The organism is Erythrobacter sp. HL-111, from assembly GCF_900105095.1.
Taxonomy (GTDB): Bacteria; Pseudomonadota; Alphaproteobacteria; order Sphingomonadales; family Sphingomonadaceae; genus Erythrobacter.
Map to the genome: position 1 here is coordinate 37,061 of NZ_LT629743.1, position 14,230 is coordinate 51,290.

General features: G+C 67.3%; 14 protein-coding genes, 1 tRNA gene and 2 pseudogenes. 8 read left to right on the plus strand and 9 right to left on the minus strand.

The genetic code is table 11. The features are described 5' to 3' along the window. Position 1: 1 nt before the first annotated feature. A complete protein-coding gene (locus tag BLU08_RS00180; RefSeq protein ID WP_090193836.1) occupies positions 2 to 250 on the minus strand; it encodes a hypothetical protein in 249 nt (82 codons plus the stop codon). Next, a complete protein-coding gene (argH, locus tag BLU08_RS00185) occupies positions 247 to 1,638 on the minus strand; it encodes an argininosuccinate lyase (protein ID WP_090193839.1) in 1,392 nt (463 codons plus the stop codon). The genes BLU08_RS00180 and argH overlap by 4 nt, the downstream gene beginning before the upstream one ends. A 64-nt stretch (positions 1,639 to 1,702) precedes the next feature. Between argH and BLU08_RS00190 the strand changes: the two genes are divergently transcribed. Further along, the gene (locus BLU08_RS00190; protein WP_090193842.1) at positions 1,703 to 2,302 is read left to right on the plus strand and encodes a TlpA disulfide reductase family protein; all 600 of its coding nucleotides are present in this window, start codon (positions 1,703 to 1,705) and stop codon (positions 2,300 to 2,302) included. Positions 2,303 to 2,399: 97 nt separating this feature from the next. On the opposite strand, the gene BLU08_RS00195 is transcribed toward BLU08_RS00190, so the two are convergent. Then, positions 2,400 to 2,475 (minus strand) — tRNA-Val (locus tag BLU08_RS00195). 141 nt (positions 2,476 to 2,616) lie between these two features. Between BLU08_RS00195 and BLU08_RS00200 the strand changes: the two genes are divergently transcribed. The 3 genes and pseudogenes from BLU08_RS00200 to BLU08_RS15425 all read left to right on the plus strand — a co-directional run. Beyond that, entirely contained in the window at positions 2,617 to 3,489 is an 873-nt protein-coding gene (locus BLU08_RS00200) for a hypothetical protein (RefSeq protein ID WP_090193844.1), read from the plus strand. Positions 3,490 to 3,505: 16 nt separating this feature from the next. Beyond that, complete coding sequence (locus tag BLU08_RS00205) at positions 3,506 to 4,489, plus strand: asparaginase (protein ID WP_369816846.1); 984 nt, start codon at positions 3,506 to 3,508, stop codon at positions 4,487 to 4,489. 187 nt (positions 4,490 to 4,676) lie between these two features. Next, a pseudogene (locus tag BLU08_RS15425) lies at positions 4,677 to 5,266 on the plus strand (IS5 family transposase); the annotation flags it as partial. 169 nt (positions 5,267 to 5,435) lie between these two features. Here the strand turns inward: BLU08_RS15425 and istB are convergent. After that, positions 5,436 to 6,164, minus strand: coding sequence for an IS21-like element helper ATPase IstB (gene istB / locus BLU08_RS00220; protein ID WP_090193854.1), 729 nt, complete (start codon positions 6,162 to 6,164; stop codon positions 5,436 to 5,438). After that, complete coding sequence (gene istA / locus BLU08_RS00225) at positions 6,151 to 7,665, minus strand: IS21 family transposase (RefSeq protein ID WP_090193857.1); 1,515 nt, start codon at positions 7,663 to 7,665, stop codon at positions 6,151 to 6,153. Before istA ends, istB begins: the two co-directional genes overlap by 14 nt. Positions 7,666 to 7,778: 113 nt before the next feature. Between istA and BLU08_RS00230 the strand changes: the two are divergent. Next, positions 7,779 to 7,955 (plus strand): annotated as a pseudogene (locus BLU08_RS00230) (transposase); the annotation flags it as partial. Between the two features lie 20 nt (positions 7,956 to 7,975). Further along, positions 7,976 to 9,187: an MFS transporter gene (locus BLU08_RS00235; protein WP_197676884.1), complete on the plus strand. Its 1,212-nt coding sequence runs from the start codon at positions 7,976 to 7,978 to the stop codon at positions 9,185 to 9,187. 112 nt (positions 9,188 to 9,299) lie between these two features. On the opposite strand, the gene BLU08_RS00240 is transcribed toward BLU08_RS00235, so the two are convergent. The 3 genes from BLU08_RS00240 to fmt are packed head-to-tail and all read right to left on the minus strand — an operon-like array spanning position 9,300 to position 12,118. Beyond that, positions 9,300 to 10,412: a zinc-binding dehydrogenase gene (locus BLU08_RS00240; RefSeq protein ID WP_090193865.1), complete on the minus strand. Its 1,113-nt coding sequence runs from the start codon at positions 10,410 to 10,412 to the stop codon at positions 9,300 to 9,302. Further along, complete coding sequence (gene truA, locus BLU08_RS00245) at positions 10,409 to 11,182, minus strand: tRNA pseudouridine(38-40) synthase TruA (RefSeq protein ID WP_090193867.1); 774 nt, start codon at positions 11,180 to 11,182, stop codon at positions 10,409 to 10,411. The genes BLU08_RS00240 and truA overlap by 4 nt, the downstream gene beginning before the upstream one ends. Before the next feature lie 30 nt (positions 11,183 to 11,212). After that, on the minus strand, positions 11,213 to 12,118 hold the full coding sequence (gene fmt / locus BLU08_RS00250; protein ID WP_090193869.1) for a methionyl-tRNA formyltransferase: 906 nt from the start codon (positions 12,116 to 12,118) through the stop codon (positions 11,213 to 11,215). 53 nt (positions 12,119 to 12,171) lie between these two features. On the opposite strand from fmt, the gene recR reads away from it, so the two are divergent. Both recR and BLU08_RS00260 read left to right on the plus strand, forming a co-directional pair. Then, positions 12,172 to 12,768 carry a recombination mediator RecR gene (recR, locus tag BLU08_RS00255; RefSeq protein ID WP_090193871.1) on the plus strand — a complete coding sequence of 199 codons (597 nt, stop codon included), beginning with the start codon at positions 12,172 to 12,174 and terminating at the stop codon, positions 12,766 to 12,768. Positions 12,769 to 12,825: 57 nt separating this feature from the next. Next, on the plus strand, positions 12,826 to 13,398 hold the full coding sequence (locus tag BLU08_RS00260; protein WP_090193873.1) for a peptide deformylase: 573 nt from the start codon (positions 12,826 to 12,828) through the stop codon (positions 13,396 to 13,398). Between the two features lie 127 nt (positions 13,399 to 13,525). On the opposite strand, the gene BLU08_RS00265 is transcribed toward BLU08_RS00260, so the two are convergent. Further along, positions 13,526 to 13,939, minus strand: a complete 414-nt coding sequence (locus BLU08_RS00265) for a four-helix bundle copper-binding protein (protein WP_090193875.1) — start codon at positions 13,937 to 13,939, stop codon at positions 13,526 to 13,528. Positions 13,940 to 14,230: the final 291 nt, after the last annotated feature.

Here is a 14,230-nt window from a genome sequence, read left to right on the forward strand (position 1 = left end):
GCTATTCGGGCGGGAGGTCGAAGGGGTCGTCCTCGCGTTCCTCGGAACGGCGGCGCAGTTCGACCGAACGTTCGGGCGCGGCAAGCGCGCCGAGTTCGAGCAATTGCTCGGCATCGGGCCGCGCGGGCGCGCCATGGGGGGCGACCGGCAGGCTTTCGCCCGGCGGCGGGCGCAGCGGCGCGGTCGCCCCGCATCCCGCGAGCCCGGCGGCGAGCGCCGCAAGCGCCATCATCCGGCAGGGTCCCGTCATTCGCTCGCCTCGCTCCCGTCCATGCCGAGCGCCGCGCGCGCCCGCTCGACCTGCCGGTTTACCTGTTCGGGCGCGGTTCCGCCATAGGAGGATCGCGCGGCGACCGAGGCCGTGACCGGCAGCACGCCGAACACCCGCTCGTCGATCCGCCGATCGATCGCGCGCAGCTCCTCGAGCGGCAGTTCGGCAAGCGCCACGCCGCGGCTGTCGGCGAGCTTCACGACCGCGCCGGTCACGTGATGCGCCTCGCGGAACGGGATTCCCGCCTCGCGCACCAGCCAGTCGGCAAGGTCGGTCGCGGTCGCGTGGCCCATTTCCGCCGCCTGCCGCATCCGCGCTGTCACGAAGGTCGCATCGGCGATCATGCCGGTCATCGCCGCGATCGACAGCGCCATCAGCGAGGCGGCCTCGAACACCGGGGGCTTGTCGTCCTGCATGTCCTTCGAATAGGCGAGCGGCAGGCCCTTCATCGTCACCATCAGCGCGGTCGCGCAGCCGATCACGCGGCCCGCATGGCCGCGCACCAGTTCGGCCGCGTCGGGGTTCTTCTTCTGCGGCATGATCGAGGAGCCGGTCGAAAGGCTGTCGGGCAGGCGGACGAAGCCGAACGGCTGGCTCGCCCACAGCACCAGTTCCTCGGCCAGGCGCGAGAGGTGGAGCGCGCAGGCGCTCGCCGCGAAGAGGTAATCGAGCGCGAAATCGCGGTCCGACACGGCATCGAGCGAATTCGCCGTCGGCCGGTCGAACCCCAGGGCCTCGCTGGTGATGTCGCGGTCGATCGGAAAGCCCGTGCCCGCCAGCGCGGCCGAACCCAGCGGGCATTCGTTCATCCGCGCGCGCGCATCGGCAAGGCGCGAACGGTCACGCCGGAACATCTCGTAATAGGCCATCAGGTGATGGCCGAGCGTCACCGGCTGCGCGGTCTGGAGATGGGTGAAGCCGGGCATGATGCTGGCCGCGTGTTCGCCCGCGCGGGTGACGAGCGCCCGCTGGAGCGCCGCCAGCCCGTCGTCCATCTGGTCCAGTGCCTCGCGCACCCAGAGCCGGAAATCGGTCGCCACCTGGTCGTTGCGGCTGCGCGCGGTGTGGAGCCGCCCGGCGGTCGGCCCGATCAGTTCGGCGAGCCGCGCCTCGGTGGTCATGTGAATGTCCTCGAGGTCCCAGTCCTCGGGCACGCCGTCCCTTTCGTATTCCTCCGCGATCGTCGCCAGCCCGTCGCTGATCGCGCGCGCGTCCTCGCTCGACACGATGTTCTGCGCCGCGAGCATGGCGACATGGGCTTCGGAAGCGGCGATGTCCTGCTGCCAGAGCGCCTTGTCGAACGGGATCGAGGCGTTGATTTCGCGCATGATCGCGCTAGGGCCTTCGGCGAAGCGGCCGCCCCACATCGCGTTGCCGCCGCCGTTCGCGGCGCGTTCGCCGGGGGCTGCGGAAACGGAAGGTTTGCCCGGTATGTTGCGTGTCTCGTTCATTCTCGCCGCGATGGTCCTTGCGCTCGGCGGCTGCGATAGGGCGCAGGAGGGCTCCGCGCAACCGGGGAGCGCGCCGCAGGCCGACGACGAGGCAGGCGCGGGCGCGCCCGGCGCGGAACAGCCGCTCGCCGGGGAGGTTTCGCGCGCGGAGGCGGGCGCGCCATTGCCCGATTTCACCGTGACCGACCCGGACGGGAACGCGCTCGACCTCGCCAGCCTCGGGGGCGAGCCGGTCCTGCTGAACCTGTGGGCGACCTGGTGCGCGCCCTGCGTGGTCGAAATGCCGATGCTCGACGCGCTCGCCGAAGAGACGGCGGGCGAGCTCAGGGTCGTGACCGTCAGCCAGGACATTCGCGGGGCGGAGCAGGTCGAACCCTTCTTCGCCGAGCGCGGCTTTCGCAAGCTCGAACCGTGGCTCGATCCCGACAGCGAACTGGCCGTGAGGATGAGCGAGGGCGGGCAATTGCCGCTGACCGTGCTTTACGACGCCTCGGGCCGCGAGGTCCTGCGGGTCGCGGGTGGCTACGAATGGGACAGCGCCGAGGCACGCGCGCTGATCGCCGAGGCGCTGGGGGAATAGGGGCCCGGTCGAGGGATGGGGCGGATCCGCGCCCTTCGCCTGCGCTCGGGAGTTTCGACCCGAAATCATCCCCCGGACGATTTCGCATGGCCGAAACTGGTGGGCGATGACAGGCTCGAACTGCCGACCCTCTCGGTGTAAACGAGATGCTCTACCAACTGAGCTAATCGCCCCCTCGCGCAGGAGGGCTGCCGATTAGGCCGCGCCGCCGGGCCGGTCAAGCACGGGCCGATCGGGCATCGTGAGCCGGTCCCCTTTGCGCCCGTCGCCGGGTCGGCTAAGACCCCGCGCGAACTGGACAAGGAGAGACCACGATGAGGATCGAAATGAAGCGTTGGGCCGGGCTCGGCCTTGCAGGCGCGCTGGCCGGGGCGGGGCTTGCCGGATGCGCCGAGGAAGCGCCCGAGGATCCCGCCGCCGAAAGCGCCGGTGCCGATGGCGCCATGCCCGGCGAGGCTGGCGAAGGCGAAGGCGGCGAAGCGGGTGAAGGCGAAGGCGGTGAAGGCGAGGGCGGTGAGGGCGAAGGCGGCGAAGGCGGCGAGGGCGGGGTCGATTTCACCGCCGCCGCGAGCGATCCCGTCGTCTACCTGACCGCGCTTGCCGTCGCCGAGGCGCACGCGCTTGCCGCCTACGACGCCTTCCGCGCCGGAAAGACCGACCCGGCCGCCGAGATGTACGGCCATCCGGTCTCCGAAGTGCTGGCCGACATGGACCCCGTCTTCGCCGAGCTCGGCGTCGACGATTTCAAGCCGCGCTTCAACGAGGCCTCGCAGACGGTCCTCGACGGCGGCGACGAGACCGAAGTGCGCGAGCGCCACGACGCCGTGCTCGCCGCGATCGAACAGGCCGCAGGCAAGGCCCCGGACAGCCAGGCGAGCGGGGCCGACGTCGCCGCGCGCGTCACCGCCGACATGATCGACCGGGCGACCGCCATGTATGGCGAGGCGCAAGGCTCGGACCGTTACGAGCCCTATCTCGACGGCTACGGCTTCACCCGCGCCGCGGCGCGCACCTTCGAGGATGCCCAATCCGCGATTTCCGCGGAGAGCCCCGACCTCGCCGCGCGCATCCGCGAAGCGCTGGACCTGCTGCGGGAGGCCTATCCGGCCGCGGAGCGGCCCGCGACGCTCGATGTGGAGCGCGGCAAGCTGCTCGGCGCCGCGTCGCGCGTCACGCTCGCGCTCTAGGGCGCGCGGCGGCTTGGTGCGGCCCCGCATCCTCGTGCTCGGCACGGGCGGTACCATCGCCGGCACCGCCCGTTCGCGCACCGGCAAGGCCTATGCCGCGGGCGAGGTCGCGCTCGAGACGATGCTGGATGCGGTCCGCGCGCTCGGGCTCGAGGCGGAACTGATCCCGCGGACCATCGCCGCGATCGGCTCGCAGGACATCGGCTGGACGGAATGGGACGCGCTCCACGCCGCGATCGCCGAGGCTGAAGATGACCCGTCCTTCGCCGGAATCATCGTCACCCACGGCACCGACACGGCGGAGGAAACCGCCTTCCTCCTCGACCTGACCCTGCCCGCGGGCAAGCCGGTGGTGCTGGTCGGCGCGATGCGGCCATCGGACGCGGTGGGGAGCGACGGGATGCGCAATTTCGCCAATGCGGTGCGGCTTGCGGGCGATCCCGAAAGCGCGGGGCGCGGCGTGCTGGTGGTGATGGCCGACACGGTCTTCGCCGCCGCCGACGTGAGGAAGGCGGCGACCGCCAACATCGATGCCTTCCGCGGCTATCCGAGAGGGCCGCTGGCGCGGGTTACCCCCGCGACCCTCGACTGGTTCGCGCCCGCCCACCGCATCGGCCGCCCGGCGCGCTACGCCTGGCCCGAGGCGCTGCCGCGCGTCGCGATCCTCACCGCGGGCGCGGGGATGGACGCAAAGCCGGTCGAGGCGCTGCTCGGCATCGGCTGCAAGGGGCTGGTGCTCGCCGGGATGGGGCAGGGCAACGCCCCGCGCGTGGTGATCGAGGCGCTTGCCAAGGCAGCGGCGAACGGCGTCCCCGTGGTCCGCTCGGCCCGGGTCGACGAAGGCATGGTCGACCGCAATGTCGAGGTCGACGACGACGCGACGGGCCTCGTCGCGGCGCGTGCGCTCGGTCCTGCCAAGGCACGCATCCTGCTGATGGTGCTGATCGCGAATGGCGTGACTGACGCCGCGCGGATACAAGAGGCGTTCGACGGGAGGTGAGGTCTGCTTTCCGAGTTTCGGAAGGAGAAAGCGGACTTTCCGCTTGCGACCCCACTATGGACATTCGACAGCACGGCAGAAGTGTTAGAAGCTTGCTGGATGGAAACCGCTAGGCTCAGGACCCATTAAATCGCTTGCGCGGGAGGCAATCGGTTGATTCAATGGCGGCACCAGGGAGGTGTTGCTGTTGTCCGAGCTGTGGTTGTTGAGCGAGGCGCAGATGCGCCGGATTGAGCCCTATTTCCCACTGTCGCACGGCATTCCGCGGGTTGATGATCGGCGGATCGTGAGCGGCATCGTCTTTGTGATCAGGAACGGGCTGCGCTGGCGTGATGCGCCGGTCGGTTATGGTCCGCACAAGACGATCTATAATCGCTTCATACGCTGGAGCCGCCTGGGCGTGTTCAACCGCATCTTCGCCGAGCTAGCCGCCAAGGGCGGGAAGCCCGATCAGCTGATGATCGATGCCACCCATCTGAAGGCGCATCGGACAGCAGCAAGCCTGCTAAAAAAGGGGCTCTATCCCGACGTATCGGGCGCACCAAAGGTGGCTTGAACTCAAAGCTCCACGCCGTCTGCGATGGCAAGGGCCGCCCGCTGATCATGCTGCTCAGTGAAGGGCAGATGAGCGACTACAAGGGCGCTGCACTGATGATCGATGCCTTTCCGAAGGCAAAGGCGTTGCTCGCCGACCGGGGCTATGATGCTGACTGGTTTCGCGCCGCTCTGGAGCAGCGCGGCATTGCTCCGTGCATCCCGTCAAAGGCGAACCGCAAGGTGTGTCAATCGGCGTTCAATCGGGACCCCCTATCGGCGCGCAAAAGGGACCCCTCTGCGGTTGCGAGGATCGGTTGACGCTGGGCGCGGTTTTCGCGCTGCTGGCGGCGTAGGGAGGGCGTAGCCCGACCGGAGGCGTCAGCAGCGCGAAGTCGGTTTTCTGATCGGGTCAGCTGCGGTTTTTGAAGCGCCAGCTGTCGTTGCCGGTCTCGACGATATCGCAATGGTGGGTGATGCGGTCGAGCAGCGCGGTGGTCATCTTGGGATCGCCGAAGACGGTGGGCCACTCGCCGAAGGCGAGGTTGGTGGTGATGATCACCGAGGTCTGCTCGTAGAGTTTGCTGATCAGATGGAACAAGAGCTGCCCGCCTGATCGGGCGAACGGCAGATAGCCCAGTTCATCGAGCACCACGAGATCGAGCCTGCCGAGCTGGGCGGCGATGGCGCCAGCCTTGCCGATGCGAGCTTCTTCCTCGAGCCGGGTGACGAGATCGACCGTATTGAAGTAGCGCCCGCGAGCGCCAGCACGCACGACGCTGGCGGTGATCGCGGTGGCCAGATGGGTCTTGCCCGTCCCGGTGCCGCCGATGAGCACGATGTTGCGGCGACCGGGCAGGAACGAACCTGCGTGCAGGGAGCGCACCAGCTCTTCGTTGATCGGGGTGCCCTCGAACGCGAAGGCGTCGAGGTCCTTGATTACAGGCAGCTTGGCTGCGGTCATGCGGTAACGGATCGAGGCGGCATGACGATGCGCGGCTTCGGCGCGCAGCAGGTCGGTCAGGATCTCGTGGGTCGTGCGCTTGCGCTGCAGCCCGGTGGTGACCGCCTCGTCGAACGCGCCGGCCATGCCCTTGAGGCCGAGTGCGCGCATCGCCTCGATCATCTCATGCCGCTGCATCAAGGCCTCGCACCGTATCGTAGCGCGCGCAGTCCGCGATCGGCGGATGGTTGAGCTTGAGATCGACGACCACGTCCAGGGGGCGCTCGGATGGCGGGTCCCGGTATCGGGCCAGGATGTTGAGGATGACCTCGTCGCTGACGGCGCCGGCATCGAGCGCCTCCCGGACCGCGGCCTCGACCGCTTCGAGGCCATCGGTCATTATGGCTGCCAGCACGCGCACGAAGCGGCGGTCGGCTTCATCACCGCTGCCCAGCTTGCGCCGCAACCGCGTCAGTGCCGGTGGCAGGTCCCACCCCTGGAAGGGTGCGCCGTTCCGCAGAGCGCCGGGCTTGTTGGCCAGAACGGGCAGGTAATGCCAGGGATCATAGATCGTCCGGTCGCGGCCGAAGTGCCGGGCATGCTCTGCGATTACCTCGTCGCCGAGGCGCACGACGATGCGGTCGGCATAGGCGCGGACCTGGACGGCCCGCCGCGCCGCCTTGGCCATGACCGAGTAGCGGTTGCGGTCGAAGCTGATCAGGCAGGTGCCGGTCACGGCATGCGCGGTCTCATGGAAGCCATCGAACGGTGCCAGCATCGGCTGCAGGGCTGGCCGTTCGAGCTCCAGCGCCTCGGCAACGGTCAGCTCCTTCTGCTCGGGATGCGCGTGCGTTGCGGCCCATCTCAGGCACTCAGCTTCCAGCCACCCGTTGAGCTCCTCGATGCTGGCAAAGCGCAGGCGAGGCTGGAAGAAGCGGCCTCGGATGGTCTGAACCTGGTGTTCAACCTGACCCTTCTCCCACCCCGCCGCCGGGGAGCAGGCCGTGGGCTCGACCATGTAATGATCGGCCATGACCAGAAAGCGGCGGTTGAACACCCGCTCCTTGCCGACGAACACGGTGGTAACCGCGGTCTTCATGTTATCGTAGATGCCGCGCAGGGGCACGCCGCCGAAGAAGGCAAAGCCCCGCGCATGGGCGTCGAACACCATCTCCTGCGTCTCGCGCGGATAGGCCCTGACGTAGACCGCGCGCGACGCGCACAGCCGCATCTGCGCCACCTTCACCCGCATCGGCTTGCCCGCGATCTCCACATCCTCGTGGCTCCAGTCGAACTGGTAGGCCTCGCCAGGCTTGAACATGAGCGGGATGAAGGCAGGCGCCCCATCACCCGCATCCTTGCGCCGCGCTTCCGTCCAGCGCCGGGCGTAACGTCGGACCGCGTCGTAAGAACCTTCGAACCCCTCACGGCAAAGCAGATCATGGATCCGGGTCATGCGCAGCCGATCGCGCCGGGGCCGGGCCTCGTTCTCCGTCAGCAGCACGTCGAGCCGCTCCTGAAACGGTCCAAGCCGGGGCAGCGGCTGAACCGTGCGGCGATAATCAAATGCGCCTTCCGGCGCTCGGATCGCCTTGCGCACCACCTTGCGCGACAACCGCAGATCCCGCGCAATCGCCTTGATCGCCTTCCCGCCCGCGTGCTCCCGCCGAATCCGAACAACCGTCTCCACAACCAACATCCCGATCTCACCACCTGGAAAACCAGGCAGCCTGCTACACCATCAGAATGAGGGGTCCCTTTTAGACGCCGATCACCCCGCTAACGGGGTCCCTTTTGCACGCCGTTCCACACCGCAAGGTGCCCATCCCGCACGACACGACCCTCTATCGCCAACGCTACAAGGTCGAGAACATGTTCGGCAAACTCAAGGACTGGCGCCGGATCCACACCCGCTACGATCGCTGCGCGCACACCTTCATGTCCGCCATCTGCATCGCAGCAACCGTCATCTTCTGGCTGCCGCAATGAGTCCTGAGCCTAGAAAACCCGTGCTGGGGCTTCGCGCCAATCTGCCCCAGTTCCTGCTTCTTGTTCTCGTCAACGCCTTTGTCGGCGGGATGGTGGGGATCGAGCGGAGCATTCTGCCCGAGCTTGCCCAGCAAGAATTCGGGCTTGCCGAGCGGACGGCAATTCTTTCGTTCATCGCGGTTTTCGGTGTCACGAAGGCTGCTGCCAATTATTTTGCCGGTCGGTTGGGTGATCGTTGGGGGCGAAAGCCCGTTCTCGTGGCGGGGTGGGTCATTGCCGCTCCGGTTCCATTTCTGCTGATGTGGGCTCCGAGCTGGGACTGGGTGGTTGTTGCCAATGTCTTTCTCGGAGTGAGCCAAGGGCTGACCTGGTCCACTGCTGTAGTCATGAAGATCGATCTGGCGGGTCCGCGAAACCGTGGCCTTGCGATGGGGCTGAATGAATTTGCCGGTTATTTTGCCGTGGCCATCGCAGCATGGGGGACCGGCTATATCGCGGCCCGTTACGGACTGCGCCCGGAGCCCTTTTATCTCGGGGTGATATTCCTGATTTTCGGGTTCGTTCTGTCGGTATTCCTCGTCAAGGAAACCAAAGGCCACGCAGACCATGAGGCAGCGTCCGCCAGCACGCTCAGCGAACCTCCGTCGAATGGAGAGATTTTCCGATTGGCGACCTGGAGGGACCGAAACCTTTCATCTGCGACACAGGCCGGGTTCGTCAACAATCTGAACGATGGTCTGGCGTGGGGACTGTTCCCGCTCATCTTCGCAGCAGCCGGTCTGGGGCTCGACGCGGTTGGCGTTCTGGCAGCCCTTTATCCGGCGGTGTGGGGCCTGACCCAACTGATTACTGGTGGCCTCTCCGACCGCTGGGGGCGAAAATGGCTCATCGCTTCCGGGATGTGGCTGCAAGCCGTGGGTATCATCGCAATCGCGCTGTGGTGGTCCTTTGCCGGGTTTGCGACCGGTGCCGTTTTGCTCGGGTTGGGAACGGCGATGGTGTATCCCACCCTGCTTGCTGCGATCGGTGATGTGGCGCATCCATCGTGGCGGTCATCGGCTGTGGGCGTATACCGGCTTTGGCGAGATCTTGGCTATGCAGCGGGTGCCATCATTGCGGGCGTGGTTGCAGACCGGTTCGGCCTAGGCAACGCCGCACTCGTGATTGCTGGCATGACATTTCTCTCAGGCGTCGTGGTGGCTGTTCGCATGACGGAAACCCACAAGCGCTGATGGAAGCTTTCCACCCACAAACAGCCATAGCCCGCTAGTCCGACGCTTCACCAAAAGCCGCCGTTCGCCGAGTGCGCGGCGACCCCCGCCTTCGCGGGGGCGCGCGCCTCGATCAGCCCCAGGGCGTGACGAGGTATTTCTCGCCCGTCTTCATCCGGCGGTAGTCAAGAATCGCCTCCTTCGTCACCATCCCCTCCAGATCGACCTTGGTCTTGTAGTGCGAGGCGAAAGTCGTCGTCAGGTTGGCGAGCACGCGCTGGCGCATCTTCACCACCGTCTCCATCCCGGCGCGCTGGAGGAAGGGCGTCAGCAGCCAGCCCGAGACGGTCCATTGCAACCCGTAGGACGGCGTCAGGATCGTCGGCGCGAAGTCGAGGCGGCCGTAGATGTAGACCTTCTTGTCCTGGTTCGAGCCGTAGCGGGAGAATTCCTTCATCTGGCTGGCGGCGACCTGTTCCATCGCTTTCAGCACATGGTCGGCGTTCTTGCCGCCGCCGATCGGGTCGAAGCCGAGGAACGCGCCGGTTTCGGCGATGGCCGAACGCAGCTGGTCCATGAAATCGTCGTCCGATGAATTGACCACGAATTGCGCGCCCTGCGATTTCAGCAGTTCGACGTGTTCGGCGCGCCGCACGATGTTGACGAGCTTGATCCCGTCCTCCTGGCAAATCCGGTTCAGCATCTGGCCGAGGTTCGAGGCGGCGGCGAGGTGGACGATCGCGTCGTGGCCTTCCATCCGCGCGGTCTCGACGAAGCCCAGCGCGGTCATCGGGTTGACGAAGGAGGACGCGCCCGCTTCCGCGCTGTGATCGCCCAGGGGCAGGCACATCATCGCATCGGCAATCGCGTATTGCGAAAAGGCCGTGCCCGGAACGCAGGCGACGCGCTGCCCCATCAGCGCCTTCGCCGCATCGCTGTCCCCGGTCGCGACGACCGTGCCCGCGCCCTCGTTCCCCGCAGGCAGGCGCTGGCCGTGGCGGCCCTTCTGGCCCGACAGGAACGGTTCGGGCATGGCGGCGACGACCTTGCCGGGCGAGTATTCGGCGTTGTCGAAATCCGCCGCCCCGGTCAGGATCGCGAGGTCCGACGGGTTGATCGGCGCGGCCTCCATCTTGACCAGCACCTGGTTGCCGGTCGGCTCGGGGAAGGTCGCCTCGGCCACTTCGAGCGTCAGCTTGCCGTCGGCGGTCAGGGTGGTGAAAAGCTGTTTTCCGGTCGTCGTCATCGTGTTTCCTCTCCGGGTTCGGGATAGATCGCCTCGACGAAGTAGAGGCCGTGGGGGGGCGCGTTAAGCCCCAGTTCGGCGCGGTCGCGCGCGGCAAGCGCTGCGGCAATGCGACGTTCCGGCCAGGTGCCCGCGCCGACCAGCTTGAGGCATCCCACCATCGAGCGGACCTGGTGATGCAGGAAGCTGCGCGCTTCGGCGCGGACGTGGATTTCGGGGCCGAATTCGCCCTGCGCCGCGGTGACATCGAGCCGGTCCAGCGTCTTGACCGGATCCTTCGCCTGGCACTGCACGCTGCGGAAGGTGGTGAAATCGTGCCGTCCGACCAGCGCCTGCGCCGCGCGGTGCATGGCGTGCGGATCGAGTTCGGCGGCGACGTGCCACGCCCGCCCCCTGCCGAGCGTCAGCGGCGCGCGGCGATTGACGATGCGGTAGAGATAGCTCCGCCCGATGCAGGAAAAGCGCGCGTGCCAGTCGTCCGGCACGATCTCGCAATGGGTCACGGCGATCGGATCGGGCCGCAGGTGCGCGTTCAGCGCCTCCATCAGGCGGAACGGGGCGATGTCCTTGGCAAGATCGACATGGCTTCGCATCGCGAGCGCATGGACCCCCGCATCGGTCCGCCCGGCGCTGTGGAGCGTGGCTTCCTCGCCGGTGATCCGGTGGATCGCTTCCTCGAGCGATTGCTGCACGCTCGGCCCGTGGGCCTGCCGCTGGAGCCCGTGAAAGGGCGTTCCGTCGAATTCGAGGGTGAGGGCGAAGCGGGTCACTTCTCGCCCCGCCTGCTTGCGCTTCGGGAGTCAGCCAAGCCTCGTCCCCGGCACGGCGGGCCGCCCGCGCAGCACGTCCTCGCGGCTCATCGCGGGCTTCCCGGCGCGTTGCAGGCGCAGCGGACGGATCGCGCCGGTGCCGCAGGCGATGGTCATGTCGGCATCGAGCACTTCGCCCGGGTGGCCCGAGCCTTCCGCGAGTTCAGCCAGCAGCAGCTTGACCCGCTCTTCCCCCAATTCGAACCATGCGCCGGGGAAGGGAGCAAGGCCGCGCGCCTGCCGCTCGATCGCCTCGGCGCTGGCGGTCCAGTCGATGCGGGCTTCTGCCTTGTCGATCTTGGGGGCATAGGTGGCGAGCGCCTCGTCCTGCGCCTGCGGAGGGAAGGCCGGAAGGTCGGCGAGCACGTCCACCATTGCCCCTGCACCCATCTGCGCGATTTCGGCGGTCAGTTCCCCGGTCGTCTTGCGGGCGATCGGTGTGGACACGACGTGGAGCATCGGCCCGGTATCGAGCCCCGCCTCCATCTGCATGATCGTCACCCCCGTTTCCGCATCGCCCGCCAGCACCGCGCGGTGGATCGGCGCCGCCCCGCGCCAGCGCGGCAGGATCGAGGCGTGGATGTTGAGGCAGCCGTGCCTCGGCGCATCGAGCACCGCCCGCGGCAGGATCAGGCCATAGGCCGCGACCACCGCGACGTCCGCACCGAGCGCGGCGAATTCGGCCTGTTCCCCGGCCCCCTTGAGCGACCGGGGATGCCGCACCGGCAGGCCCAGTTCCTCCGCCTTCGCCTGCACCGGGGAGGGGCGCAGCTTCTTCCCCCGCCCGGCGCGCGCGGGCGGCTGGGTATAGACGCAGGCGATCTCGTGCCCGGCCTCGTGGCAGACCGTCAGCGCCGGGACGGCGAAATCGGGCGTTCCCATGAAGATGATGCGCATAAGAGCCGAGCCCGAGCTTTGTGAAACCTCGCAGCGCCCCTATCTCTCCCCCCATGGCATCGCAAGAGATCGACACCCTCGCCAGCGCGCTCGCCCGCCTGCCGGGCCTCGGCCCGCGCTCGGCGCGGCGCGCGGTGCTGTGGCTGGTCAAGAACCGCGCGGGCGCGCTGCCGGCCCTGCTCGAGGCGTTGGACGCGGTTTCGCAGACGCTGGTCGAATGCGACACCTGCGGCAATGTCGATACGAAGAACCCCTGCGGCATCTGCGCCGATCCGAAGCGCGACGAACGCGCGATCTGCGTGGTAGAGGACGTTGCCGATGTCTGGGCGCTCGACCGCGCGCGCCTGTTCGAGGGGCGTTACCACGTCCTGGGCGGCAGGCTTTCCGCGCTGGACGGGATCGGCCCGGAGGACCTTGCGATCCCCGCGCTGCTCGCCCGGGTGGAAAACGGGGCGGTCGACGAAGTGGTGCTCGCCATGAACGCGACGCTCGAAGGGCAGACGACCGCGCACTACCTTGCCGAACGGCTCGAGCCGCACAAGGTCCGCATCACCCAGCTCGCCCACGGCCTGCCGGTCGGCGGGGAACTCGACTATCTCGACGAAGGGACCTTGGCCCAGGCGCTGAGGGCAAGGAGGCCGCTGGATTAGCGCATCCAGCAACGCAGCCATATTGAAGAAATCCTCGCTCCGGCTTAAATACGGGCCATGGCTATCCGCGAAATCCTCGAAGTGCCGGACCCCCGGCTCAAGATCGTCTCGACCCCGGTCGAACCGCATGAGTTCGACGACGACCTGCGCGCCCTCGTCGCCGACATGTTCGAAACCATGTACGATGCCCCCGGCATCGGCCTCGCCGCGATCCAGGTCGGCGTGCCCAAGCGCGTGCTGGTGATCGACCTCCAGCCGGAAGACCCGGACGCGGAGCCCGTGGAATGCGACCATGACGGGCACAGGCACACCCACCCGGCGACGAGGAAGGAGCCGCGCGTCTTCATCAACCCGGTGATCCTCGACCCGGCGCAGGAGCTGTCGACCTACCAGGAAGGCTGCCTCTCCGTTCCCGAGATCTACGCCGATGTCGACCGCCCCGCATCCTGCACCGTGCGCTACCAGGACCTCGACGGGAACACGCACGAGGAACACCTGACCGGCCTGATGGCGACCTGCCTCCAGCACGAGATGGACCACCTCGAAGGCATCCTGTTCATCGACCACCTGTCGCGGCTCAAGCGGTCGATGGCATTGAAGAAGCTCAAGAAACTGCGCCAGGCGGCGTAGTTTGTTTGCGAAGGCGCATCCGCGCCTTCGTCCTCGGGGCTATTCCTTCGCTACGCTACGGGCCCCTGCGGGCGCGCAGTCGCGCTTGCGGCGCTTTGCGCCGGGCCAGCGCGACTTTGCCGTGTGCTTAGTCCGCATCCTCGCTGTCCATCAGGCCCTGCACGGCGGCCTTGGTGTCGGCGATCACTTCCTCGCACATCCGCGTGCAGCGCCGGCAATAGGCCTCGTCATACTGCTTGCACAGGGCGTGGCATTCTTCGCAGGCGATGATCGCCGCCGCGCCCGCCGCCTTGACCGTCTTGACGTGCCCGCCGACCCGGCGCGAGGCGACCCGGTAGAAGGCGGTGCAGGCATCCGACGCATCGAGACAGCGGCGGATGCATTCGGCGCGGCTCTGCGCGTCCGGTTCGGCGAGGCAGGCATCGGCGCAGGCGTTCATGATCGCCGCGCCGTACATGGCGTGTTTCACCGCCTCGCCCAGCCGGTCCTCGTGATCGCCGCCTTCGAGCGGGTGTTCCTTCAGCATTTCCTTGATCGACATGGGGCTCGCTCCTTGTTTGTGGATGAAGCGAACCGCGCCGGGGATAGGTTCCGAGATGGCACTTGGCCACGCTCTGCGTTCTGCGTATGTTTTGTGAACTAGATTGAGAAGGAGACGCCTATCGATCACTGATGCCGTCGGGCGATAAACGACAACCGGCTAAGGTCCGTCGTGATATGCGATGCTGAACCGACGCGAGTAAGACTTTGCCTGCGGAACGCCCATCAAGAAGGCGAGCGTATTAGCGGGTTGAAAAGCGTAAATCTTCAAGCTGATGCTTCGCGCAGCACT